At 58.0% G+C, this 24,601-nt stretch carries 27 protein-coding genes; 5 read left to right on the top strand and 22 right to left on the bottom strand.

What is annotated here, in order from left to right:
• Nucleotides 1–127 precede the first annotated feature (127 nt).
• The 15 genes from ybgF to ACX3YF_RS13680 form a co-directional block, all read right to left on the bottom strand.
• The gene (ybgF, locus tag ACX3YF_RS13750; RefSeq protein WP_196585543.1) at nt 128–967 is read right to left on the bottom strand and encodes a tol-pal system protein YbgF; all 840 of its coding nucleotides are present in this window, start codon (nt 965–967) and stop codon (nt 128–130) included.
• A 6-nt stretch (nt 968–973) separates the two neighbouring features.
• Nucleotides 974–1,471: a peptidoglycan-associated lipoprotein Pal gene (pal, locus tag ACX3YF_RS13745; protein WP_003178634.1), complete on the bottom strand. Its 498-nt coding sequence runs from the start codon at nt 1,469–1,471 to the stop codon at nt 974–976.
• A 52-nt stretch (nt 1,472–1,523) separates the two neighbouring features.
• On the bottom strand, nt 1,524–2,804 hold the full coding sequence (gene tolB, locus ACX3YF_RS13740; protein ID WP_458974838.1) for a Tol-Pal system beta propeller repeat protein TolB: 1,281 nt from the start codon (nt 2,802–2,804) through the stop codon (nt 1,524–1,526).
• Between the two features lie 17 nt (nt 2,805–2,821).
• Nucleotides 2,822–3,901 (bottom strand): cell envelope integrity protein TolA, encoded by a 1,080-nt coding sequence (gene tolA, locus ACX3YF_RS13735; RefSeq protein WP_047532505.1) that lies wholly within the window; start codon nt 3,899–3,901, stop codon nt 2,822–2,824.
• Nucleotides 3,901–4,353, bottom strand: a complete 453-nt coding sequence (tolR, locus tag ACX3YF_RS13730; RefSeq protein ID WP_161793955.1) for a protein TolR — start codon at nt 4,351–4,353, stop codon at nt 3,901–3,903. Before tolR ends, tolA begins: the two co-directional genes overlap by 1 nt.
• Before the next feature lie 23 nt (nt 4,354–4,376).
• Complete coding sequence (tolQ, locus tag ACX3YF_RS13725) at nt 4,377–5,072, bottom strand: protein TolQ (RefSeq protein ID WP_047532507.1); 696 nt, start codon at nt 5,070–5,072, stop codon at nt 4,377–4,379.
• Nucleotides 5,062–5,529 (bottom strand): tol-pal system-associated acyl-CoA thioesterase, encoded by a 468-nt coding sequence (ybgC, locus tag ACX3YF_RS13720; RefSeq protein ID WP_458973822.1) that lies wholly within the window; start codon nt 5,527–5,529, stop codon nt 5,062–5,064. Before ybgC ends, tolQ begins: the two co-directional genes overlap by 11 nt.
• Nucleotides 5,530–5,656: 127 nt before the next feature.
• Complete coding sequence (gene ruvB / locus ACX3YF_RS13715) at nt 5,657–6,718, bottom strand: Holliday junction branch migration DNA helicase RuvB (RefSeq protein ID WP_047532509.1); 1,062 nt, start codon at nt 6,716–6,718, stop codon at nt 5,657–5,659.
• Complete coding sequence (ruvA, locus tag ACX3YF_RS13710) at nt 6,719–7,327, bottom strand: Holliday junction branch migration protein RuvA (protein WP_047532510.1); 609 nt, start codon at nt 7,325–7,327, stop codon at nt 6,719–6,721.
• Between the two features lie 114 nt (nt 7,328–7,441).
• Nucleotides 7,442–7,966 carry a crossover junction endodeoxyribonuclease RuvC gene (gene ruvC, locus ACX3YF_RS13705; protein WP_034149140.1) on the bottom strand — a complete coding sequence of 175 codons (525 nt, stop codon included), beginning with the start codon at nt 7,964–7,966 and terminating at the stop codon, nt 7,442–7,444.
• Between the two features lie 144 nt (nt 7,967–8,110).
• Nucleotides 8,111–8,857, bottom strand: coding sequence for a YebC/PmpR family DNA-binding transcriptional regulator (locus ACX3YF_RS13700; RefSeq protein WP_103406787.1), 747 nt, complete (start codon nt 8,855–8,857; stop codon nt 8,111–8,113).
• Between the two features lie 122 nt (nt 8,858–8,979).
• On the bottom strand, nt 8,980–10,755 hold the full coding sequence (gene aspS, locus ACX3YF_RS13695; protein ID WP_130204599.1) for an aspartate--tRNA ligase: 1,776 nt from the start codon (nt 10,753–10,755) through the stop codon (nt 8,980–8,982).
• Between the two features lie 110 nt (nt 10,756–10,865).
• Nucleotides 10,866–11,087: an FmdB family zinc ribbon protein gene (locus ACX3YF_RS13690; RefSeq protein WP_007977333.1), complete on the bottom strand. Its 222-nt coding sequence runs from the start codon at nt 11,085–11,087 to the stop codon at nt 10,866–10,868.
• A 135-nt stretch (nt 11,088–11,222) separates the two neighbouring features.
• The gene (locus tag ACX3YF_RS13685) at nt 11,223–11,561 is read right to left on the bottom strand and encodes a ribbon-helix-helix domain-containing protein (RefSeq protein WP_130204597.1); all 339 of its coding nucleotides are present in this window, start codon (nt 11,559–11,561) and stop codon (nt 11,223–11,225) included.
• A 269-nt stretch (nt 11,562–11,830) separates the two neighbouring features.
• Nucleotides 11,831–12,301 (bottom strand): Dps family protein, encoded by a 471-nt coding sequence (locus tag ACX3YF_RS13680; protein ID WP_047532514.1) that lies wholly within the window; start codon nt 12,299–12,301, stop codon nt 11,831–11,833.
• Between the two features lie 309 nt (nt 12,302–12,610).
• On the opposite strand from ACX3YF_RS13680, the gene ACX3YF_RS13675 reads away from it, so the two are divergent.
• A complete protein-coding gene (locus ACX3YF_RS13675) occupies nt 12,611–13,213 on the top strand; it encodes a cold-shock protein (protein WP_047532515.1) in 603 nt (200 codons plus the stop codon).
• Between the two features lie 66 nt (nt 13,214–13,279).
• Here ACX3YF_RS13675 and ACX3YF_RS13670 read toward each other — a convergent pair whose 3' ends face one another.
• Nucleotides 13,280–13,486 carry a SlyX family protein gene (locus ACX3YF_RS13670; protein WP_130204595.1) on the bottom strand — a complete coding sequence of 69 codons (207 nt, stop codon included), beginning with the start codon at nt 13,484–13,486 and terminating at the stop codon, nt 13,280–13,282.
• Between the two features lie 3 nt (nt 13,487–13,489).
• On the bottom strand, nt 13,490–13,915 hold the full coding sequence (locus ACX3YF_RS13665; protein ID WP_130204593.1) for an HIT domain-containing protein: 426 nt from the start codon (nt 13,913–13,915) through the stop codon (nt 13,490–13,492).
• Nucleotides 13,916–14,825: 910 nt separating this feature from the next.
• On the opposite strand from ACX3YF_RS13665, the gene ACX3YF_RS13660 reads away from it, so the two are divergent.
• Nucleotides 14,826–16,115: an OprD family porin gene (locus tag ACX3YF_RS13660; RefSeq protein WP_458973821.1), complete on the top strand. Its 1,290-nt coding sequence runs from the start codon at nt 14,826–14,828 to the stop codon at nt 16,113–16,115.
• A gap of 228 nt (nt 16,116–16,343) precedes the next feature.
• Here the strand turns inward: ACX3YF_RS13660 and ACX3YF_RS13655 are convergent, their stop codons facing one another.
• Together ACX3YF_RS13655 and ACX3YF_RS13650 are read right to left on the bottom strand one after the other, a co-directional pair.
• Nucleotides 16,344–17,186: a mechanosensitive ion channel family protein gene (locus ACX3YF_RS13655; protein ID WP_130204589.1), complete on the bottom strand. Its 843-nt coding sequence runs from the start codon at nt 17,184–17,186 to the stop codon at nt 16,344–16,346.
• A gap of 136 nt (nt 17,187–17,322) precedes the next feature.
• Complete coding sequence (locus tag ACX3YF_RS13650; protein ID WP_047532521.1) at nt 17,323–17,808, bottom strand: YajQ family cyclic di-GMP-binding protein; 486 nt, start codon at nt 17,806–17,808, stop codon at nt 17,323–17,325.
• A 134-nt stretch (nt 17,809–17,942) separates the two neighbouring features.
• Between ACX3YF_RS13650 and ACX3YF_RS13645 the strand changes: the two genes are divergently transcribed.
• The 3 genes from ACX3YF_RS13645 to ACX3YF_RS13635 are packed head-to-tail and all read left to right on the top strand — an operon-like array spanning nt 17,943 to nt 21,526.
• Nucleotides 17,943–18,860, top strand: a complete 918-nt coding sequence (locus ACX3YF_RS13645) for a putative 2-dehydropantoate 2-reductase (RefSeq protein ID WP_458973820.1) — start codon at nt 17,943–17,945, stop codon at nt 18,858–18,860.
• Between the two features lie 45 nt (nt 18,861–18,905).
• The gene (locus ACX3YF_RS13640; RefSeq protein ID WP_130204585.1) at nt 18,906–20,942 is read left to right on the top strand and encodes a sensor histidine kinase; all 2,037 of its coding nucleotides are present in this window, start codon (nt 18,906–18,908) and stop codon (nt 20,940–20,942) included.
• A 2-nt stretch (nt 20,943–20,944) separates the two neighbouring features.
• Nucleotides 20,945–21,526: a cob(I)yrinic acid a,c-diamide adenosyltransferase gene (locus tag ACX3YF_RS13635; RefSeq protein ID WP_130204583.1), complete on the top strand. Its 582-nt coding sequence runs from the start codon at nt 20,945–20,947 to the stop codon at nt 21,524–21,526.
• Between the two features lie 64 nt (nt 21,527–21,590).
• Here the strand turns inward: ACX3YF_RS13635 and ACX3YF_RS13630 are convergent, their stop codons facing one another.
• From ACX3YF_RS13630 to argJ, 3 genes are all read right to left on the bottom strand, one after another.
• Nucleotides 21,591–22,535, bottom strand: a complete 945-nt coding sequence (locus ACX3YF_RS13630; RefSeq protein ID WP_458973819.1) for a Nudix family hydrolase — start codon at nt 22,533–22,535, stop codon at nt 21,591–21,593.
• Nucleotides 22,532–23,164, bottom strand: coding sequence for a glutathione S-transferase family protein (locus ACX3YF_RS13625; RefSeq protein ID WP_130204579.1), 633 nt, complete (start codon nt 23,162–23,164; stop codon nt 22,532–22,534). The genes ACX3YF_RS13630 and ACX3YF_RS13625 overlap by 4 nt, the downstream gene beginning before the upstream one ends.
• Nucleotides 23,165–23,310: 146 nt before the next feature.
• The gene (gene argJ / locus ACX3YF_RS13620) at nt 23,311–24,528 is read right to left on the bottom strand and encodes a bifunctional glutamate N-acetyltransferase/amino-acid acetyltransferase ArgJ (RefSeq protein ID WP_458973818.1); all 1,218 of its coding nucleotides are present in this window, start codon (nt 24,526–24,528) and stop codon (nt 23,311–23,313) included.
• Nucleotides 24,529–24,601: the final 73 nt, after the last annotated feature.

Below are 24,601 nucleotides of genomic sequence, written 5' to 3'. Positions count from 1 at the left end.
CCGTCAGGCACTTCAAGGAACCCCGGCAATGCGCAGATCCCAAAAAGCGTGTTTCAGAAAAAGGGGGTGAATTCTAACGAAAAAACCCGCGACAAGCGCGGGTTTCTTTGAAACGGGTCAAGCAGGCTTACATGCGCTGCAGATCGCGTTGAGCCAGCTGAGCGGCGGAAGTGCCCGGATACTGGGAAACCACCTGCTGCAGAATGCCTTTGACGCGGTCGGTGTGACCAAGTCGGCGCTCTACGTCCGCGAGCTTGTACAGCGAATCAGGCACCTTGGCGTGCTTCGGGTACAGCTGCGAAACCTTGGCAAATGCCTGACCTGCGCCTTGCAGGTCGCCTTTGGCCAGGTTGACTTCGCCCAACCAGTACTGGGCATTACCCGCGTATTGGCTGTTCGGGTATTTACGCAGGAACGCGGCAAAAGCCTGACTGGCCTTGTCGAAATCCTTGGCCTTGATCAGGTCGAAGGCTGCGTCGTAATAGAGCTTTTCCTTCGCCGGGTCCGCCGGTTCGCTACCCGCGGCGGGTGCTTGAGCGGCAGCCGCTCCCGCAGCTGCGCCAGCTGCTGCAACGGGGGCATTCAAATTGCCACCGGTAGAAGAATTCTCAGGAGTCGCGGCCGGTGCAGCGCCGGTTCCTATGCGCCGATCCAGATCCTGGTATCGCTCCAGGTTTTCCTGCTTCATGCGCGCTACATCATTCTGCAGAACCTCGATCGCGCCTTGCTGACGCTCGATTTGTTGCTGCATCGATTGCAGTTGGTTGAACAGCTCGCCCTGTGCCGAGACAGGGGCCGAAACCCCTCCCCCGGCATAGGCGCCGTTCGTACCGTAACCTGCAGGCGGATAACTGCTCCCGCTATTGTTATAACCGGAGTTGTTATCGACCACAGGAACCGCAGCCCACACCGAAAGCGGTGCGAGACTGAGAGCCAGGACAGTTACAGCACGACGGCACGTTCGCATGACGAATTACTTACGCAGTTCGACGCGACGGTTTTGAGCCCAGGACTGCTCGTCGTTGCCGGTAGCAACTGGACGCTCTTCGCCGTAGGAAACCAGTTCCAGCTGAGCTGGGGAAACACCTTGCAGTACCAGGTAACGCTGAACGGCTTTCGCACGACGCTCGCCCAGTGCCATGTTGTACTCACGAGTACCACGTTCGTCGGTGTTGCCTTCCAGAACAACGCGAGCGCCGTTTGCTTTCAGGTCTTTGGCGTGAACGTCCAGAGCGCGCATGGCTTCTGGCTTCAGGTCCGAGCTGTCGTATTCGAAGTAGAAGGTGGTGATTGCGCGCAGAGCAGCTTCTTCGCTCAGGGAACCGTCAACAGCACCAGTGTTGGCGCCATAACCAGCGTTTGGATCAACAGCGCCTTCACCGGCGTTGTCGCCGCCTTTGGACGAGCAACCTACAGCTACAGCCATGGCCAGAGCCAGCGCAGCAAATTTACCAAACTTCAGCATTTCCATCGTGAAACTCCTAATGAACCCCAGTGTGTTAAGTAAAACGTATAGCGCCGCGTCAGTTCAGGTAAGGGGACCAGGAAGGTTCTCTGACTTCGCCTTGAGCGGTAGGAAGCGGGAGCCTTACGCGTCCATTGATAGACACGAGCATCAAGACTCCCCGGCCCTGCTGGCGGGTGGCGTAGATTACCATGGTGCCGTTGGGCGCGACAGTGGGCGACTCGTCCAGAGTGCTATCAGTGAGGATTTTTACACTGCCTCGCTGCAAATCCTGGGCCGCCACTTTGAAATTGGTGAAACCGTCCTGGCGGTGAATCATCACCAGGGTCTTTTCGTCAGCCGACAATTTAGGGTTGGCGTTGTAGTTACCGATGAAGGTCACACGCTCGGCACCACCACCGCCCACGCTGGTTTTGTAGATCTGCGGCTTGCCGCCACGGTCGGAAGTGAAGTAAATGGTCGAACCATCCTTACCCCAGAACGGTTCGGTGTTGATGCCGGGACCATTGGTGACACGGCTGATCTGACGCGAACCCAGGTTCATCACGTAGATGTCAGGGTTACCATCCTTCGACAATACGAATGCCAGGCGATTGCCATCTGGCGACCAGGCTGGCGCACCGTTCAGGCCTTCGAAGTTGGTGATCTGCTCACGGCGGCCGGTGTCGATGTTCTGCATGAAGATGCGTGGGCGCTTCTGCTCGAACGATACGTAGGCGATGCGCTTGCCATCCGGTGCGAAACGCGGCGACAGGATCGGTTCACGCGATTGCAGCAGCGTCACGGCGCGAGCACCGTCGTAGTCCGAACGCTGCAGCGTGTAGCGAGTGTTCTTCTCGGAGAAACGCTCGGCAGTCACGTACAGCAGACGAGTCGAGAACGCACCTTTGATACCGGTGAGTTTTTCGAACGACTGGTCGGAGATGTAGTGCGCCATGTCGCGCAGTTGATCGACACCACCCGACACGCTACCGGTCAGCACTTGCTGCTCGGTGGCGACGTTGAACAGTGCGTATTGAACCTGCAGGCGACCGCCGGCAGGAACGATGCTACCGACCATGACGTACTGGGCGCCCAGCGCCTTGAAGTCACGGTAGATGATTTCGCTGGCCTGGCTTGGCTGGCTGATCATGTTCTGCTTGGGAATCGGCGAGTAGTAACCCGAGTTACGCAGGTCGTTACCGATGATTTCGGCCATGTCGTCCGGCAGCACGCTGCCGCCCTGGTTGCCGAATGGTACGACGGCGATCGGAGTAGCCCGATCGCTGCCGCTGGTGACCAGAATGTTTTTCTCATCTGCCATCGCCATCCCTGCCATGCAGCAGATAACGACCAGCATTCCTCGAAGAAGGTTTCTCACAAGGCTAGATCCTCAGGTGTGAATGTCATCTTGAATGAACGATACGGAGCGAAATCGCTCGGCTTCATTCCCTGCATTTCTGTCAAACGTCCAATATTCTTCACCGCCGCTACAGCCGATGCGTCAAATGGACCGTCACCGCTGGACTTGGCCACGCTGACCGAAGTCACCGTACCGTCCGGCAACATGCCGATTTGCAACACGACCGTCATGCCTTTGCGGGCCGAAGGTGGACGAGCCCAGCCTTCCGCTGCACGAGCCCGAATCAGGTCATCGAAACTGCCGGCGACTTCGTCGCCCTGCTCATCGGCCAAGGCCTGCTGACGCTGCGGCGTGTCGGAAAGCAAATCTGCCAGGGCCTGAGCCTTTTTATCCTCGGCGGATTTACGTGCCGCGTCCTGCGCTTTCTTCTTCGCAGCATCGGCAGCAGCTTTCTTCTTCGCTTCTTCGGCGACTTTCTTCTTCGCCTCTTCAGCTTCAGCTTTCTTCTTGGCGTCTTCCGCGGCTTTCTTCTTCGCGTCTTCGACGATCTTCTTCTTCGCTTCCTCAGCGGCCGCTTTCTTGGCCTCTTCTTCAGCAGCCTTCTTGGCTTCTTCTTCCGCTTTCTTCTTGGCTATATCAGCCAATTGTTTCTCTTCTGCCTTCTTGGCTTCGGCGGTCTTCTTCGCTTCGTCGGCTTTCTTGGCTTCATCAGCCTTTTTCGCCTCTTCCGCTTTCTTGGACTCGGCGGCCTTCTTGGCTTCCTCGGCCTTTTGAGCTGCTTCTTCTTTCTTTTGTTCCGCAGCCTTCACCGCTTCCTGCTCGACCTTCTTCTGTTCCATCTGTTCGACTTCGGTCTGACGCGCCGCAGATTTCTGCGCTTCACCGGCAATCTTCTGATTGGTCTGGGTGGTCGCCCGACTTTTCGATTTCAGCTGGTACAAGGTCGCCTGGACAATCGGCTTGGCCGGCGGCAGTTCCGGTGTCATGGCGAAACTGACAAACAGCATGCCGAACACCAGCACGTGCAAGCCAATCGCCCAGACACTAGGCCAGAAGTAGCTTTCCGAGGCGGACGGCTCTCGCTGTTGTTGCATCAGGGCGCCTCGGTAATCAAGCCAACATTACCGACCCCGGCTTTCTGCAATCCGCCCATGGCGCCCATGACAGAGCCGTAATCGACGGACTTATCGCCGCGAATGAAGACCTGGGTGTGCTTGCCGCCCTCGTTACCGGCGCGAATGATCTTGGTCACCGCATCGGTCATTTGAGGCAAGGTCATGGCCCTGTCCTGCTGTTTCTCTGTATCGACTTCGCTGCCAAGATTCCAGTAATAGGTCTTGTCAGCCTTGATCGAAATGGTCAGGACCTGGGTGTTGTTGTCCTGCGGCAAGGCCTCACTGGAAACCTTGGGCAGATCAACTTTCACGCCCTGATTGAGCATCGGCGCGGTCACCATGAAGATGACCAGCAGTACCAACATCACGTCGATGTAGGGCACCACGTTCATCTCGGCGACCGGCTTGCGCTTGTGTCGAGCTCGAGCGATTAAAGCCATTGGAAATTACCTGCTTATTCTTCGCTGGTGTGCACTTTGCGGTGCAGGATCGCCTGGAATTCGTCGGCGAAGGTGTAGTAACGGCTCAGCAGTGTTTCGCTGCGAGCAGAGAAGCGGTTGTAAGCGATAACGGCCGGGATGGCGGCGAACAGACCGATCGCGGTGGCGACCAGGGCTTCGGCGATACCGGGCGCCACAGTCGCCAGCGTTGCTTGCTGGGCAGTCGCCAGACCACGGAAGGAGTTCATGATGCCCCACACGGTACCGAACAGGCCGATGTACGGGCTGACGGAACCGACGGTGGCCAGGAATGGCAGACTCTGCTCGAGCTTTTCTTCTTCGCGGGAAATGGCTACACGCATGGCACGAGCCACGCCTTCCATGACGGCTTCAGGATCGACGCCTGGTTGCTGACGCAGACGGGAGAACTCTTTGAAACCGGCGCGGAAGATCTGCTCGACACCCGAATCCGGGTCCGGGTTGCTGCCGGCCTGACGGTAGAGCTTGGACAGGTCGATACCCGACCAGAAGCGCTCTTCAAAGCTCTCCAGGGCACGTCGGCCAGCGCGTATCAGATTGCTGCGCTGAAAGATCATGATCCACGAGGTCACCGATGCGGCTACCAGGATCAGCATTACCAGTTGCACCACGACACTGGCATTGCTGACCAGGCTCCACATGGAGGAATGGTCGACGACGTTAGCTTCCACGCTTTATCTCCTGCTTTGAGTGTGTACCCGCGCCGCTCACGTCGGCAAAGGCCGCTCGTAGAGCTTCGGGAATGGCCCGGGGTTTCAAACTGTTAGTGCGCACACAGGCCACCAAAAACTGCCCCTCGCAGAGCAGCACATTATCCGTAGCCCGCCTGACCTGCTGTTTAAAGCGCAGGCTGGCACGGTTCAATTCAATTACTTCAGCGCTTACCAACAGTTCGTCGTCCAGTCGCGCCGGCGCGTGGTAACGCGCTTCGCTGGAATGCACGACGAACAACAGGTCCTCCCCTGCCAGCTGCGATTGGGCAAAACCCAGTTCTCGTAGCCGCTCGGTTCGAGCCCGTTCCATAAACTTGAGGTAATTAACGTAATACACGATGCCGCCCGCATCGGTGTCCTCGTAATAAACGCGACAACGATGTGCGAAAGGCTCAAGCCTGTTTTGCGCGCGCATACTCTAGTGCTTACTCCTCAGGTTGCCAATCCGGCGAGACAACTGTTTTTCATTGTTCTGCGGCTTTCTTGCAAAAGTACGGTCCTAGGACAGCACAATGCCCGAATAAATCAGCGCGCAAAGGTTATTAATCGTCCACGGCATCAAGGAACTCGTCTATCACGGGCATCTCGCCCAATCGTGACGGAATGTTCAAGCCGAAATGCAGATATGCATGCCGCGTCACCACCCTTCCCCGCGGCGTGCGCATGATGTAGCCCTGCTGAATCAGATAGGGTTCAAGTACGTCTTCAATGGTGTGACGCTCCTCGCTGATGGCTGCGGCGAGACTGTCCACCCCGACCGGCCCGCCGTCGAACTTCTCGATCATCGTCAGCAACAGACGTCGGTCCTGGTGATCGAAGCCACGCTCATCGACATCCAGCAGGTTCAATGCCAGGTCGGCAATCGGCTTGGTGATGTGCCCCTTGGCACGAACTTCGGCGAAATCCCGCACACGACGCAGCAAGCGATTGGCAATTCGCGGGGTACCCCGGGCACGGCGGGCGATTTCAAAGGCGCCTTCCGGGTCCAGCGGCAAACCGAGGATGTTAGCCGAACGACTGACAATCGTGGCCAGGTCGGCCGTGCTGTAGAACTCCAGGCGCTGCACGATCCCGAAACGGTCACGCAACGGGTTGGTCAGCATTCCCGCCCGCGTGGTCGCACCGACCAGGGTGAAGGGCGGCAGATCCAGCTTGATCGAGCGCGCGGCCGGTCCTTCACCGATCATGATGTCGAGTTGGAAATCTTCCATGGCCGGGTATAGCACTTCTTCGACAATCGGCGACAGTCGATGGATTTCGTCGATGAACAGCACGTCATGGGGTTCAAGATTGGTCAGCAGCGCGGCGAGATCACCCGGTCGCTCCAGCACAGGCCCCGAAGTGCTCTTGATAGAAACCCCCATTTCCTGGGCGATGATATTAGCCAGGGTGGTTTTACCCAGGCCCGGCGGACCAAAAATCAGCGTGTGGTCCAAGGACTCACTGCGCCCGCGGGCCGCCTGGATGAACAACTCCATTTGCTCGCGAACGGTCGGCTGACCAATGTATTCGGCCAGGCTGACAGGGCGTATCGCACGGTCCTGGACTTCCTCGCGATCACGGGGACCACCCGTTGCGGCGATCAGACGATCAGCTTCAATCACTTAGATCATTCCCTTCAGGGCACGACGAATCAGGTCTTCACTGCTCAAGCCTTTCTCCTTGATCGCGGAAATCGCCTTGCTGGCTTCCTGAGGCTTGTAACCCAGGGAAATCAGCGCACTGACTGCATCGCTTTCAGCGGTGTTCACCGGAGCCGGGCCATCTGGCTGGTTCGGCACCAGGGCAAACATCGCCGGCACCGTTTCCCAGGCCTTGAAGCGATCCTTGAGTTCGACCAGCAGGCGCTCCGCGGTTTTCTTGCCCACGCCCGGCACCTTGGTCAACGCCGAAGTATCCTGGGATTGCACGCAACGGACCAACTCGTCGACTTCCAGACTCGACATCAAGGCCAGAGCCAATTTCGGTCCGACCCCATTGAGACGGATCAACTCGCGAAAAAAGTCTCGCTCGCGCTTGCCGACGAAGCCATAGAGTAACTGCGCGTCTTCGCGTACGACCAAATGGGTATGCAGCGTCAGCGGTTCACCGACCGACGGCAGCCGATACAGCGTAGTCATGGGCACTTCCAGCTCATACCCCAGACCGTTTACATCGAGAATCAGATGCGGCGGCTGTTTTTCAGCCAGTGTGCCGCGCAAGCGTCCAATCACGTTACAGATCCTTGAGCGTTGGCCAGCGCGAGGCCAGCGACTGACAGAACAAGGATTTTGCGCCGACGACACAGGCGAAAAACCTTCATTCCATAAAATTGACTGTTGATGCTATCAGAGACGCAAGCGCCCGCCACGACTGCGTGCCGTGCCCAGGCCATGGGGCAACAGGCTGGAACGGGTGTGAGCATGGCAAATGGCAATGGCCAGGGCATCCGAGGCATCGATTTGCGGCTTGCTGGTCAGCTTCAGCATATGCATGACCATCATTTGTACCTGCTCTTTATTCGCCCCGCCCGTCCCGGTCACCGCTTGCTTGACCTGGGTTGCGGTGTATTCGGCAATTTCCAGGTTTTCTTCGGCACCAGCGACAATGGCCGCGCCGCGAGCCTGTCCGAGTTTCAACGCCGAGTCGGCGTTACGTGCCATGAACACCTTCTCGATGCCCATGGTCACCGGGCCGTAGGTCTGGATGACCTCGCGAACGCCGCGATAAACGATTTGCAGGCGCTCATGCAACTCGCCCGACCCCGTGCGAATGCAGCCCGACGCCACGTAAACGCAGCCTCGGCCGGTATCGCGCACCACGCCATAACCGGTGATACGCGAACCGGGGTCGATACCTAGAATTAAAGTCATAACGCCTGCGGGCTATTGGAAAAAACCAAGTGTCGAACCTGTAGGAGCGAGCTCGCGTTGGGCGCCAACGATGCTGCGAGCCAACTGAATTAGCACGCCACTCTCGGGCTCATCGCGAGCAGGCTCACTCCTACAAAGGCAAAATCAACCGAGCTGTGCGGCCACCGACTCTGGAATATCCGCGTTGGAGTAAACGTTCTGTACGTCGTCCAGGTCTTCGAGCATGTCGATCATTTTGAGGACTTTCTCGGCGCCTTCCAGATCCAGCTCGGCGCTGGTGGTCGGCAGCATGACGATTTCCGCGTCATCACCCTTGAACCCGGCCGCTTCCAGCGCGTTACGCACGGAATAGAAACCGGCAAACGAGGTGAACACGTCGATGGAACCATCTTCGTTGGTCACCACGTCATCGGCATCAGCCTCCATGGCCGCTTCGATCAGTGCGTCTTCATCAACGCCAGGAACAAAGGAGATCTGACCCTTGCGCTCGAACAGGTAGGCGACCGAACCGTCGGTACCCAGGTTTCCGCCGCACTTGCTGAACGCATGGCGTACCGCCGCCGCCGTGCGGTTGCGGTTGTCGGTCATGCACTCGACCATCACCGCTACACCACCCGGGCCGTAACCTTCATAGGTCAACTCGACCACATCGTCAGTGTCTGCCGCACCGGTGCCACGGGCAATGGCCCGATCAATGATGTCGCGACTCATGTTCGCACCCAGGGCCTTGTCCAGGGCCAGGCGCAAACGCGGGTTGGAGCCCGGATCACCGCCACCCTGACGGGCCGCGACGGTCAGCTCACGAATCCACTTGGTGAAAATCTTGCCTCTCTTGGCATCCTGACGTTCTTTGCGGTGCTTGATGTTCGCCCACTTGGAATGACCTGCCATAACTCGCTCCGAATTCTCTTTGACACATTACCCGCCACGCGGCGTCGCGTCGGCCGGCAAACAAAAAATTTCGACCCTTATAAAGAAAAGGCGCATCCGAAGATGCGCCCTTCAGGCCAGTCTTACTCAGCCTTAGGCGTTTCGCGCAGACGAATATGCAGTTCGCGCAATGCCTTGGCATCCACCTGCCCCGGCGCCTGAGTCATGACATCCGCCGCGCTCTGGGTTTTCGGGAAAGCGATCACTTCGCGGATCGATTGGGCACCGGTCATCAGCATCACCAGACGGTCCAGACCGAAAGCCAGGCCACCGTGCGGCGGCGCACCGTACTTCAGGGCGTCAAGCAGGAAGCCAAACTTCTCTTCCTGTTCAGCCTCGTTGATGCCCAACAGGCGGAATACCGACTGTTGCATCTCTTTGCGGTGGATACGGATCGAACCACCACCCAGCTCCGTGCCGTTCAGAACCATGTCGTAGGCGCGGGACAGAGCGGCTCCCGGATTGGCTTCCAGCTCTTGCGGGGTGCACTTCGGTGCGGTGAACGGGTGGTGCAAGGCACTGAAGCTGCCGTCTTCGTTTTCTTCGAACATCGGGAAGTCGACGACCCACATTGGCGCCCACTTGCAGGTCAGCAGGTCCAGGTCGTGGCCCAGCTTGATCCGCAGAGCACCCAGGGCTTCGCTGACGATCTTCGACTTGTCGGCGCCGAAGAACACGATGTCGCCGTCAACCGCACCGACGCGATCAAGGATCACGTTGAGGTTGGCTTCAGGGATGTTCTTCACGATTGGCGATTGCAGGCCTTCGACGCCTTTGGCGCGCTCATTGACCTTGATGTACGCCAGGCCCTTGGCACCGTAGATGCCGACAAACTTGGTGTAATCGTCGATCTGCTTGCGCGGCATGCTGGCGCCGCCAGGAACGCGCAAGGCGGCGATGCGGCATTTCGGGTCGTTGGCCGGGCCGCTGAACACCTTGAAATCGACTTCCTTGAGCTGATCGGCAACGTCAACCAGTTCCAGCGGGTTACGCAGGTCCGGCTTGTCGGAACCGTAACGACGCATGGCCTCTTCGAAGGTCATGTGCGGGAACTCACCGAATTCCAGATCCAGCACTTCCTTGAACAGGTTGCGGATCATGCCTTCGGTCAGGCCCATGATGTCTTTTTCATCGAGGAAACTGGTCTCGATGTCGATCTGGGTGAATTCCGGCTGACGGTCGGCACGCAGGTCTTCGTCGCGGAAGCACTTGGCGATCTGGTAGTAACGATCGAAGCCGGCGACCATCAGCAGTTGCTTGAACAGCTGCGGCGATTGAGGCAGGGCGAAGAACGAACCGGCGTGGGTACGGCTCGGCACCAGGTAGTCGCGCGCGCCTTCAGGGGTGGCGCGAGTCAGGATCGGCGTCTCGACGTCGAGGAAGCCATTTTCGTCCAGGTAGCGACGAATGCTGGTGGTCATGCGCGAACGCAGACGCAGCTTCTCGGCCATTTCCGGGCGACGCAGGTCAAGGAAGCGATAGCGAAGGCGGGTTTCCTCGCCGACATCGGAGAACTCGTTCAGCGGGAACGGCGGGGTTTCCGACTCGTTCAGCACTTCCAGCTCGTAGCCGAGGACTTCGATCATGCCCGACGCCATGTTGGCGTTGGTAGCACCGGCCGGACGCAGGCGAACCTTACCGGTGATCTTCACGACATACTCGCTGCGCACGCGGTCGGCGGCGGCGAAGGTTTCAGCGCGGTCCGGATCGAATACGACCTGGGCCAGACCATCACGATCACGGATATCGAGGAAAATCACCCCACCGTGGTCACGGCGACGGTGGACCCATCCGCAAAGGGTAATTTCCTGGCCGTCCAGGCTTTCGTTCAGTTGGCCGCAATAATGGCTGCGCATCATGGTCGTGGTTTCACTTCTCGTAATTCGAAATTCGGTTGGAGGCCCTGCGTATATACCAGTCGGCAGATGATGCAAGGGCTCGCACGTGTCGTTCAACTCAGGTCCAGACCCTAGTCAGCTTTGTCGCCGCCGGCCAGGTTCTTCTTGGAACCGGTCTTGAAATCGGTTTCGTACCAGCCGGTACCGCTCAGGCGGAAACCCGGCATGGACAGCATCTTCTTAAGCTCTGGCGCCTGGCATGCAGGGCAGTCGACCAGCGGTGCGTCGCTGATCTTTTGAATGGCTTCCAACTGATGACCACAGGAAGCACATTGATAATCGTACATCGGCATGAGGGTTGTCTCGGTGATCAGATTGCTACCGTCTACACTCGGTTTTACGGCAAAGCGCGGGATTATATCCATTAAATGCAGCCTGTGCAGCCGTAAGACTGCACAGATCGACACACCGCTGCTCCACTGCGACAGTCAGGCCATCACCATGCAACGCCCTTCCTTGCGACTGTGCACGACACAGACAACACGCACCAGGCCGCTGAAATTCTTCACCCCTCCATGACGCAAATGCACTTCGCGATCCACGTGGGACAACAATGCACTGACCGAACAACAGTTGATCCTGGCCATATCGCCCAGGATATCCCAGTAAACCTGCTCAAGCCGCAAACAGGTGGCAAAGCCATTGAGGCGCACCGACCGGGACAAGGGCCGGGCCAGCCCCATATCGAATTCGCTGACAAACGGATCAATCCTTATGTCTGCGAGCGGACCGATCCTCTGCTCGTTGCGCCTGTCCTCATAATCCATACCGTTGACACTCCTTTGCCATTCCGGGTTTTCATAAGCGCAATTTGTGTGCTTATAAAACCGCGAGGACAAAGTTATATCCAGATGACTTTATGACCATCCACGTAGGATAAGCCAACAACTGAAGGCAGATCATGGAGAGCGTCCTACTCCGGGCTTTTTCCTACGCCCCCAGTAAAGGGTCATTCCGGCAGCAGGGCGTATTACCGAAAAAAGACAAGACAGCGCTCGGACGACACACGCCGGGTGTCGTCCGCGCACAGAATGAGTTACTCAGCCAGCAGTGAGCGCAGCATCCACGCGGTCTTCTCATGAACCTGCATACGCTGGGTCAGCAGGTCGGCCGTTGGCTCGTCACTGACTTTCTCCAGCAGTGGAAAGATGCCTCGTGCCGTACGTGTCACTGCCTCCTGGCCTTCGACCAATTGCCTGATCATGTCCTCGGCGGCCGGAACACCTTCTTCTTCCTTAATGGAAGACAGGCGCGCATAGACTGAATAGGCGCCAGGCGCCGGAAATCCGAGTGCGCGAATTCGCTCGGCAATCAAGTCGACCGCCAGTGCCAACTCGTTGTATTGCTCCTCGAACATCAAATGCAGGGTCCGAAACATGGGACCGGTGACGTTCCAATGGAAGTTATGGGTTTTCAAGTAAAGTACGTAAGTGTCCGACAGCAGCCTCGACAATCCGTCGACGATGGACTTGCGGTCCTCTTCACTGATTCCGATATCGATTGCCATGTTTTTCCCCTAAAGGTGACGAAATTCATCCGACAGGTGCAGGATCACTCTAGCAAGCCCCTCCCCCCGCTGCAGCCCTGCCTCCCCTTTTCAGCCCACGAAAAATCGCCCCCATGCACCGCTGGACTCCCTGATTTGAGTAGCTACTGGCTTTGCTGTTAAATAGGCGGTGTGTCGCTGACGCCTATATTTTCCGGGCGCCGCGCATAGGCTGACACCGGGTACGTACCCAACGCCTCTTATTGTTCTGAAGCGAACCGTGCTCGATCAGCTCTTCCTTGTGATCCGTCTTAACGTGAGTTAATCAAAATGTTGAAAATCGTCCACCTGCTAATGGGCGCAGCGGCTCTGCTGCTGTCCTTCATCCCTAGCCTGCGATCCGAAGCCGTACCTTACCTGCAACAACCCGACGCACTGTACCTGGCCTTTTTCGGCCTGCTAAACCTTACCCTCGCTCCTGTTATCCCATACTGGAACAAAGGCCCTCGCCATCAATTGCAGAACCTGGTCAGCGCCCTGCTGGTGCTGGCTGTTGTCCTGCAAACACTGACGCTGATCGCACCGATGCCGGTGATCGCCGGTCAACCTGCCGTTCTGTTCAGCCTGGTCGCTGCCCTGATTGCCGTTGTTTTGCACCTGGCGGTCAGTTTTTACAAATCGTCACCGGCCACCACTTCGCCTGGCTATGACATGAGCAACCGCGATACCGGCACCGTCAAGTGGTTCAACACGTCGAAAGGCTTCGGCTTTATTTCCCGCGACTCCGGCGACGATATTTTCGTGCACTTCCGGGCCATTCGCGGCGAAGGCCACCGCGTCCTGGTCGAAGGCCAGCGCGTGGAGTTCTCCGTCATGAACCGTGACAAGGGCCTGCAAGCCGAAGATGTGATCGCCGCTCTGCCGCGACGCTGATTCAAGGCATAAAAAAACCGCGAACAGCCAGGCTGTTCGCGGTTTTTTATTGCCGGCGCCTGGGCCTTAGTAATGTGGCGGCGGCGCCTCTTCCTCGAACGACTCGAACTGGCCGGCCATTTCCTCCTGGCGCTTGAGCAATGCGGCGATTTGCAGTTGCAGGCGCTCAACCGCACGCTGCTGTGCCGCCACTACATCATTCAATGCCTGAATGGTGTCATCCTGAAACGCCAACTGGCTCTCCAGATCGGTAATGCGATCTTCCAGACTCATGATTCAGCCCTCCACGAACGAAAAATCACTGGTCAGCACCAGGCGCAGCCGCTCGCGAATCGCCTCGACCTGCTCGGCACTGTAGGGTTTGGCCGGGTGCTTGCCCCAGACCGGAGCCGGCCAGGCGATGTCCTCACGCTTGCGCACGATCACATGCATGTGTAACTGGCTGACAACGTTGCCCAAGGCCGCGACATTCAACTTGTCCGCGCCGAATGAGTCCTTGAGCATCTCGGCCAGCGCGGTGGTTTCCTGCCAGAGCCGCAACTGATCGGCGACATCCAACTGAAATATCTCACTGATATCGTCGCGGCGAGGCACCAGGATGAACCAGGGATAATTCGAATCATTGGACAACAGCAACCGACAAAGCGGGAAATCGCCAATCGGCAACGTGTCTTGTTGAAGTCGTGGATCTAAAGCGAACACTGAGTGCACTCCCGCCTGGTCATCAATTTTCAGCTTAGCGCCCATCCCGAAAGATCGCGCACCAAGCGACTGGTCGGCAGCATACCTGCGAATGTCGCCGGCTTCACGAGCAACCATTGCCGAAGCCCGCCCGAGAGCTTGCAAAGGGCCGACGCGCGCCCCGAGATGAGACATTTCATGGCGAAACGCACCATTACTGACCCATTGCCAGTGAAACGAATAGCGAAATGACCAGCAACTACCTATCCGTTCAAGGCGTGGCAAACGCGTAACTGTACGAATTCAGTACAGCGCGATAAATTATTTGCACCAAAACCGCACAGTGCGTCTACGCTGAATGCTTCGACATCCGCCATCTACTCACTGGTGGGGTGAACCGGTAACGTTTTTGGTTGTCACGCCGCCGTACATGGCGATAAACACGATGCAAACCATGGCGTCAAGCTCGACTAACAGAAGCATGCCCCCCCGGTTTTATGAGGTTTTTAGCGCACCAGGCAGGCATTCAGAAAAAAAGATCAGCAAAAAGCTGGTTTGTGCACACTTGTTGCATTAGCACCCACATCGTCTATGAGGACACCGCTGGAAGCGGGAACCTTGAGACCCAAAAAAATAGTGGCAGGTAGCCCGATGGAGATTCAAACGTTTCACCAAGGACTCTTTTTACCGATGCTCAAGCCCAGAAACAGCATTAAAGTTGTCCGTCCTGTTGCATCGGGGCTGTAAATTTGCGACATCTAGCAAGCCGTTTGCGACAGGGTCGTAAAGAAGCTGAAAGGTTAGATGCGCAAGTATCGCCAACATTGTCGGCGTGATATAAGTTTGCGCCGACACAAAAAGAAAGAGCCGCCCAGATAATAAAACAGGTGGGACGGCAGTACTCTTCTAAAAACCAAAGGAGCAAATCACGATGCGCGTGATGAAGTGGAGCATGATCGCACTGGCTGTTGCAGCTGGTACCTCGCAGTTCGCAGTAGCGTCCTCCCAGGACGACGCCAAGGGTTTTGTCGAAGATTCGAGCCTGAAACTGAAAACCCGTCTTGAATACATGAACCGCGATTTCAGAAATGGCGCGAGCAACAGCACTTCTGGCGGTGCTTCGGGCTACCGCCAAGACACCGGTATCAGCCAACTGCTGAACTACGAATCGGGCTTCACCCAAGGCGTTATCGGCGTCGGCCTCGATGCCATGGTAATGGGTACCGCCAAACTCGACGGCGGGTCGGGTCGTGCCGGTAACGGCCTGTTCGCCACTGACAGCGACGGTAACCCGGAAAAGAGCCAGGGCAAAAGCGGCGCAGCCGTTAAGTTCCGCCTCTCCGACACCACCCTCAAATACGGTCGTCAATTCGTTGCCAGCCCTGTATTTGCTACCGATGACAGCCGTCTGCTGCCAGAAGTCGCTGAAGGCACTCTGATTACCAGCAAGGAAATCAAAGGCCTTGAACTCAGCGCCGGTCGTTTCACTGCTCTGAGCTCGCAAACTGGCATGGGCAAGGACAGCATCAACGGGAAGCACACCGCGGGTCTGACCAGTGCCAACATCGCTGGCGCAACCTACCAGTTCACCGATAACTTCGTAGCCGGGCTCGCTGCGTCCGACGTTGATGACTACTTCAAGAAACAATACCTCAACGCCAACTACACCCTTCCGATCAATGACTCTCAGTCGCTGAACTTCGACCTCAACGCCTATCGCACCAAGGATCAGGGCCAGGCGCTGTATGGCAAGCTCGACAACAAACTGTGGAGCCTTGCAGCTGCCTACAGCCTGGGTGCACATAAATTCACCCTCGCTTACCAGCAATCGTCCGGTGACACCAACTACCTGTATGGCGTTGACGGTAACAGCACAATTTTCGTATCGAACTCCATCCAGATCTCCGACTTCATCGGTGTCGAAGAAAAATCCTGGCAGGCTCGTTACGACCTGAACATGGCCACCTATGGCGTACCTGGTCTGAGCTTCATGACTCGCTACGTATACGGCGACAACATCGAAACGACTGCAGGCACCGAAGGTAAGGAACACGAGTTCAACTTCGAAACCAAGTACGTCCTGCAAGAAGGTCCAGCCAAGGACCTGTCGTTCCGTCTGCGTAGCGCGATTTACCGTGCAAACGGTGCCTACAACGCTGACTACACTGCTGACAACAACGACGTACGTCTGATTGTTGAGTACCCGCTGAGCATCCTGTAATCCGGGTGTAACACCGCAAGTACTGTAAGAATAAAGCCGCCCACCTCTTCAGGTGGGCGGCTTTTTTATGCCTGCCATATTCGTAAAAAACCAGCAAACAACTTCATTTCATAACATCAGTCTTTTTTTCAATGAACTGATCAAAAATCACAAAAAAGCCCAAGAGGCAATTATCCTCTTGGGCCCTGTGCCACTAACGGAGCAAATAACCAACTAAGTTGGTATGGGTTACTGCACTGCCGCTTCCTGAACCACACGAACAACCCGTTGTGGAAATGGAATATCGATGCCAGCCTGTTTCAATCGATCACGGGACTGTTCATTAAACATGAACATTACGTCCCAATAATCTGCCGTTTTGACCCACACTCGCAGGGAAACAGTGATCGAACTGTCACCCAAGGTCGAAATGACTGCCTGAGGCTCCGGGTCCGTCAAAACACGCGGATCCTTGGCCAGGTCCAGCAAGACCTGACGGGCCTTTTGCAAGTCCGCTTCGTAATCCACGCCAACGTCGAACACCACTTTGCGGGTCGGTTGGCGATTGGTGTTGGTAATGATACCGTTCGACAGATTGCCGTTTGGCACGATAATCGTCTTGTTGTCACCCGTTCGTAACACGGTGTGGAAGATCTGGATGCTGTCGACAGTACCGGCAACACCTTGAGCCTCAATCCAGTCGCCAATTCGGAACGGTCGGAACAACAAAATCAGCACGCCACCGGCAAAGTTCGCCAGACTGCCCTGCAGTGCCAGACCAATCGCCAGACCCGCCGCACCGATCGCCGCCACGAACGAAGTGGTTTCCACACCGATCATCGACGCCACACTGACGATCAGCAGTATCTTGAGAATGATATTCGCCAGGCTACTGATGAACCCTTGCAGGGCCAGATCCGCATTGCGCAGGGCCAAAAGACCGCCGAGCTTTTGCGTGACCTTGTTGATCAGCCACCAGCCAATGGCCAGAGTGATCACTGCCAGCAGCACACGACTGCCGTATTCCATGATCATCGGGATCCAGGCCTGGGATACCTTGACCAGGTTGTCTACTTCAGCATTCAAATCCATCTATTTTCTCCTGATTTCCGGCCATCCGGCACACGAAAAATAAACGGTAGAAATGACCGCACCCTCAGGGGCAATCGTTTCTACCGTTGCTTGGGCCTCGGACGCCGAAAACGCCGAGAGGTTCCCGCTTGCTACGTCAGTCGCGGAAATTGTTGAACTGCAGCGGCATGCCGAATTCCTTGGCCCGCAGCACCGCAATGGCCTCCTGCAAGTCATCGCGCTTCTTACCGGTGATGCGCACTTGCTCGCCCTGAATGGCGGCCTGAACCTTGAGCTTGGCGTCTTTGACGTGAGCGACGATTTTCTTCGCCAGCTCTTTGTCGATACCTTCCTTGAGAACGGCTTCCTGCTTCATCAACTTGCCCGATGCAAACGCATCCTTGACTTCAAGGCATTGCACGTCGATCTTGCGCTTGACCAGCGACAGCTTGAGGATCTCAATCATCGCCTCCAGCTGGAAATCCGCTTCGGCGGTCAGGTTGACGGTCAGGTCCTTTTCCTTGAACTCGAAGCTGCCTTTGCCTTTCAGGTCATAACGACGATCGAGTTCCTTGACGGCGTTTTCGACCGCGTTGGTGACTTCGTGTTTGTCCAGTTCGGATACCACGTCGAACGACGGCATGTAGTTTCTCCAATAAATGGGCGCGCCGATGAAGCACACCTGGCTTGCGGTAAAAATCCGCGCTGATTATAACGGGTCTTTTCCATCATTCACTGTGAGCCTTCCATGCGCGCCTTAAACAGAGCAAAAAGCTGATGTCCACCACCTGGCATGTCCTGGGGGCCGGAAGCCTTGGCACGTTGTGGGCGACGCGCCTGACACGGGCCGGAGTGCCGGTGCGACTGATTCTGCGGGATAGCGCGCGCTTGCAGGCTTACGAAACGGCAGGCGGGCTGACACTGGTCGAACACGGAGAGGCACGGCACTACCCGGTGCCCGCCGAAACTCCTGAGAGTATCGAGCCGATCAATCGCCTGTTGATTGCCTGCAAAGCCTACGACGCTGAAAAAGCCGTGGCGCGAGTAGCATCACGCCTGGCCCCCGGTGCAGAGCTGATTCTCCTGCAGAACGGCCTGGGCAGTCAGGACGCCGTCGCAGCGCAAGTACCGCAGGCACGCTGCATTTACGCGTCAAGCACCGAAGGCGCCTTCCGTGACGGCGACTGGCGTGTGGTGTTCGCGGGACACGGCTTTACCTGGCTCGGCGATGCTGGCCATCCAGTCGCGCCGATCTGGCTCGATGACCTGAGCGCCGCCGGCATTCCCCATGAGTGGAGCACCGAGATTCTGACCAGACTGTGGCGCAAACTGGCGCTCAACTGTGCGATCAATCCGCTGACGGTGCTGCACGATTGCCGAAATGGCGGTCTGCAGGAGCATCACTGTGAAGTCGCTACCCTTTGCGGTGAACTGACCGAATTGCTTGAGCGCTGTGGCCAGCCGGCGGCGGCCGAGAACCTGCAGCAGGAAGTGGAACGGGTGATCCACGCCACCGCTGCCAACTATTCCTCGATGTATCAGGACGTGAGCAACCGACGTCGAACCGAAATCAGTTACTTGCTGGGTTACGCCTGCAAGGCATCGGACAGGCACAGGCTCAACCTGCCGCACCTCAACCAACTGCAACAGCGCCTGATCACCCATCTGAAAAGCCTTGGATTGCCCAGCGACTGAGCAGCGGCTACGCTGGCCACTTGTTCCTCTGCAGCGATAAACCCGATGCCATTGCGCCAGCGCCTTGAAAACCTGCCTGTCGGCCAGAAACTGTTGGCCGCCCTGTTGGTGCTGTTGACCACTGTCCTGCTGGTCGCCAATCTGACCTTTATCAGCGCCGCGTATTACATCTCCCAGGAAAGCATGGCCCCGCAGGCCCTGCAGACCATTGGTCGACTGGTGTCCAACCCGAGCCTGGTGGCCGATGCCTTGCAATCGCCACAAAACGCCGAGCGCCTGCTCAATGAACTCAACAGCTACTCCCCGCTGCGGGCAGCCGCTCTCTATGACGGCAAGGGGGTACGTCTGGCACAGCTGCAACATGGCGACCACCTGAGCCTGCCCGAGCGTTACCGGCACATCGAAGCCTGGCAAGCCACCGAGTTTCGCAGCAATCAAGTGATCACCCTGCCCCGCCCCGGGACTGACCCCGGCCACTTGCTGCTGGTGGCCAGCAGCGAACTGCCGATGGCGTTCTATACCGGCACCCTGACCGCCAGTCTCGGGATTCTGATCTTCAGCGTGCTGCTGTGGATGGTGATCGCCCGGCAAATCAAACGCCTGATTACCCGACCGATCCACGAACTCGAAGAACTCTCCCGACAAGTGACGCGGGAAGAGAATTACGCACTGCGCGCCTCGCGCGGTAATCACGATGAAATCGGCAGTCTCGCTGAAGCGTTCAACACCATGCTTTCGCGCATCGAGGCCCGGGAGCAGCAACTCAAGCGGGCGCGGGACGATTCTCAGGCGGCCTATGACCAGGCTCAGGGGCTGGCCGAAGAAACCCGGCATACCAACCGCAAACTGGAGCTCGAAGTCCAGGTGCGCAGCAAGATCGAGAAGAAACTCACCGGTTTTCAGAATTATCTCAACAGCATCATCGACTCCATGCCGTCGGCCCTGATCGCCCTCGACGAGCAGCTCTACGTCACGCAGTGGAACCAGGAAGCCAGCGCCCTCTCCGGCACACGCCTCGATGAAGCCTTGAACCAGCCAATTTTTCTCGCTTTCGAACCGCTCAAACCGTTTCTGCCACAACTCAAGCAAACCGTCGAACAACACACCGTGGCCAAGATCGAACGCGTGACCTGGGTCAAGGACGATGAACCCAAGCACTACGCCCTGACCTTCTACCCGCTGATGGGCGGCGCCGGGCGCGGGGTGGTGATCCGGATCGACGACATCACCCAGCGCCTGTCCCTGGAAGAAATGATGGTGCAGTCGGAGAAAATGCTGTCCGTCGGCGGCCTTGCCGCCGGTATGGCCCACGAGATCAACAACCCGCTGGGCGCGATTCTGCATAACGTGCAGAACATTCGTCGACGCCTGTCCCCCGACTTGCCGAAGAACCTTGAGCAGGCCGAACAGGTGGGTGTCGAACTGTCGACGGTCAATGACTACCTGAAAGCCCGTGAAGTGCCACAGCTGCTCGACGGCATCCAGCAGGCCGGCGCCCGGGCGGCAAAAATCGTGACCCACATGCTCAGTTTCAGTCGTCGAAGCACTCGCCAAATGGCCCCTTGCGATCTACCGGCGCTGATTGATCAAGCCGTGGAAATCGCCGGTAACGACTTCGACCTGGCCATCGGTTTCGATTTCAAGGGTCAGGCAATCATTCGCCAGTTCGACCCGGCGCTGGGCCCGGTGCCCGGCACGGCCAACGAACTGGAGCAGGTGCTGCTCAACCTGCTGAAAAACGCCGCCCAAGCCATTCACCAGCGCGAAGACGACAGCGAACCGGGACGGATCATCCTGCGTACCAAGCTGAATCCGCCATGGGCCGAAATCCAGGTCGAAGACAACGGCGTCGGCATGAGCGAAAGCGTACGCAAACGCACGTTCGAACCCTTCTTCACCACCAAGGAAATTGGCCAGGGCACCGGTCTCGGCTTGTCCGTCTCGTACTTCATCATCACCAACAACCATAAAGGTCAGATGGAAGTGCAATCGACCCTGGGCCAAGGCACCTGCTTCACCTTGCGCCTGCCATTGGCGGGCACCCCGCTCGTCTCTCAAGAACTCAATCAGCTATCGAGGTAACCATGGGCTTTCGCTTGTCGAAGATTTACACCCGCACCGGCGACAAAGGCGAAACCGGTCTGGGCGACGGCCGCCGCGTGCCCAAGGACCATCCACGGATCGAGGCCATAGGCGAGGTCGATACGCTCAACAGTCAGGTGGGTGTATTACTGGCCGGGCTGGCCGCGCAGTGCGTCAAGCATCCGGGGCTGGAGGAAGTGATCGAGGTATTGGCCCCCTGCCAGCACCGACTGTTTGACCTTGGGGGCGAACTGGCAATGCCGGAGTATCAAGCGTTGAACGCCGCAGAAATCGAACGCCTGGAAGCGGCGATCGATGTGTGGAACGAGGAGCTGGGGCCGCTGGAGAACTTCATTCTGCCGGGTGGTTCGATGCTGATTGCCCAGGCTCACGTCTGCCGCAGTCTGGCTCGCAGTGCCGAGCGTCGCTGCCAGCATTTGAACGCGATTGAACCGTTGGCCGGAGTGGGCCTGGCATACATCAATCGACTGTCGGATTTGCTGTTTGTGATAGCACGGGTGATTGCCCGGCGTCAGGGGGTTGCGGAGATTCTTTGGCAGCCCGCGGCGAAACCTGAAGTTTAGTCGTCGCCTATTAGGCCCTCTTCGCGGGCTTGCCCGCGAAGAGGCCGACAGCATCACTGCATAATCAAGCCTCAGGCCAAAACGCCCGAATCCCGGCCACACCTTGCGCACCCGCCGCCCAGGCCTTCCGGACTTCCGCAGGCCCCACGCCACCGAGCAGGAACACCGGTTTGCTGAAACCGTCGATCAAGGTCGAGGCCTGTTCCCAACCCAGCGGTTGAGCGCCCGGATGAGTGAGGGTCGGCTGCACCGGTGACAGGGTCACGAAGTCCACGCCCATCTCTTCGGCCAGCGCCAGTTCTTCGGCGTTATGGCAGGACGCCGCCAACCAGCGCGACGCAGGCAACGGACGACCGGCCGCCGCGTATTTGCGCAGTTGTGCCGAGGTAATGTGCCAGCCGGCGGAAGGGAAATCCCCCAGCCATTCGAACGGGCCCTTGATCATCAACTGCGCCTTGCCGGCACACAGCCCCACTGCGTCCACCGCCAGATCACGATACTTGGGGTCGTAACCGTTCGGTGCGCGCAACTGGATCAGCTTGATGCCACCCGCGATGGCTTTCTGGATCCCCCTCAACAAGGCCGGGGTTTCCAGATCCTCCGGGGTGATCAGGTATTGCTCGGGCAAACGGGCAGCGGCGACGATAGGCCGATTGGCCTCCGGAAACTCGTAATTCGAGAGCTCACGGGCGGTCACCCAGGCCAAAGGCTGACCTTCGGCACCATGAGGTTCGCCGGTGAACGCCGAGACTTCCCAAACATCCAGCAAAACTTGCTTGTCCGGGTAGTCGTGTTGAACCTTGATCAGTGGTCGCGCGATGTCGACGACAATGCCCAGTTCTTCGTGAAGCTCGCGACCAAGAGCCGTTTCAACGGACTCGTCAGCTTCGACCTTGCCACCAGGGAATTCCCACAGCCCACCCTGATGCTGGGTGTCGGCACGGCGAGCGATGAGGATCTTGCCGCTGCTATCACGGATAACGGCGGCGGCTACGTGTACTCGTTTCACCGCTTGATTTCCTCCAGTCCGGCCTTCTGCCAGGCCTTGAAGGCTGGCCATTGGTAGATGGTTTGAACATAGGCTTCGTCAGCTGCGGACAGCTTCACCTGATAGGTGCGCAGGCGCACGGCGATGGGCGCAAAAAACGCGTCGGCCAGGGTGGCCCGACCAAACAGATACGGCCCGCTTTCCGTCGCGACGGCACGGCACTCTGCCCACAACGCGGACATGCGTTCAATGTCCGCCTGCACGTCGGCCGGAACCGGCGACAGAGGTGCATCATGGCTCAGGTCGAATGGCATGTTGCCGCGCATGGCGAAGAACCCGGCATGCATCTGTGCGCACGCTGAACGCGCCTGGGCACGGGCCGCGGTGTCTTTGGGCCAGAGGCCAGCATCGGGGAATTGCTCTGCCAGGTACTCGGCAATCGCCAGGGAATCGGCGACGGTCCCGTGTCCGGTTTTCAGCAGTGGTACTTTGCCGGTCGGCGAATGCTTGAGCAGACGTTCACGGGTGTCCGGCTGGTTGAGCTTGATCAATTCTTCGGTGTAGGAGGCACCGGCCAAGTCCAGGGCCAGAGCGCCGCGCAGGGACCAGGAGGAAAACAGTTTGTCGCCGATGATCAGGTGCAGGCTCATGTTCGGGACCTTTTGATGAAGGGGACAGACCAGTCTAGCGAGTGACTGGCAGACCGCCATCGCTAGCAGGCTAGCTCCCACAGTTATTCGGGTGAACACAAACCCAATGTGGGAGCGAGCCTGCTCGCGATGGGGTCGACGCGATCTTAAGTACGGTATTCCGCGTTGATCTTCACGTACTCATGCGACAGGTCGGTGGTCCAGATGGTTTCGCTGCAATCGCCGCGTCCCAGCTCGATACGGATGGTGATTTCTTCCTGCTGCATCACCGCCGCGCCCTGGGCTTCGGTGTAAGTCGCGGCGCGCGCACCACGGCTGGCGATGCACAGGTCGCCGAGGAACACGTCGATCTTGCTCACGTCCAGATTCGGTACACCCGCGCGGCCGACGGCAGCGAGGATACGACCCCAGTTCGGATCGGAAGCAAACAATGCAGTCTTGATCAGCGGCGAGTGGGCCACGGTATAACCAACGTCCAGGCACTCCTGGTGATTACCGCCGCCGTTGACTTCAACGGTGACGAACTTGGTCGCGCCTTCACCGTCGCGCACGATCGCCTGGGCCACTTCCATGCACACTTCGAACACGGCCTGTTTCAACTTGGCGAACAACTCGCCTTCAGCGCGGGTGATTTCCGGCAGCGCAGCCTGACCAGTGGCGATCAGCATGCAGCAGTCGTTGGTCGAAGTGTCGCCATCGATGGTGATACGGTTGAACGACTTGTTGGCGCTGTCCAGCAACAGGTTTTGCAACACATCGCGGGAAACTTTGGCGTCGGTGGCGATGTAGCCCAGCATGGTCGCCATGTTCGGGCGGATCATGCCCGCGCCTTTGCTGATGCCGGTGACGGTGATGGTCACGCCATCATGCTGGAACTGACGGCTGGCACCCTTGGGCAGGGTATCGGTGGTCATGATGCCGGTGGCAGCGGCTTCCCAGTTATTGACCGACAGGTCGTCGAGGGCGGCTTGCAGCGCGCCTTCGATTTTCTCGACCGGCAGTGGCTCGCCGATCACACCGGTGGAGTACGGCAGCACCAGGCTGGCATCCACACCCGCCAGCTCGGCCAGCTTGGCGCACGTGCGCTCGGCGGCGGCAAGGCCGGGTTCGCCGGTACCGGCGTTGGCATTGCCGGTGTTGGTCAACAGGTAGCGTACCGGGCCTTGCACGCGCTGCTTGGCCAGGATCACCGGTGCCGCGCAAAAGGCGTTGAGGGTGAACACGCCGGCGACGGTCGAACCTTCGGCACAACGCATGACCACAACATCCTTGCGCCCCGGGCGCTTGATACCGGCCGAGGCGATACCGAGTTCAAAACCGGCAACCGGGTGCAACGTTGGCAAAGGACCAAGACCAACAGCCATGAATGCGCTCCTTATAGATGATGTGTGCACCGCTTCAGGAAGAGCGGTGGTTTAAATGGCAAAACGCCGCGAC

Source organism: Pseudomonas fluorescens group sp. PF-69 (assembly GCF_054481235.1).
The sequence above is the reverse complement of the archived record's forward strand: the minus strand, read 5'-3'. Positions and strand labels throughout refer to the sequence as shown.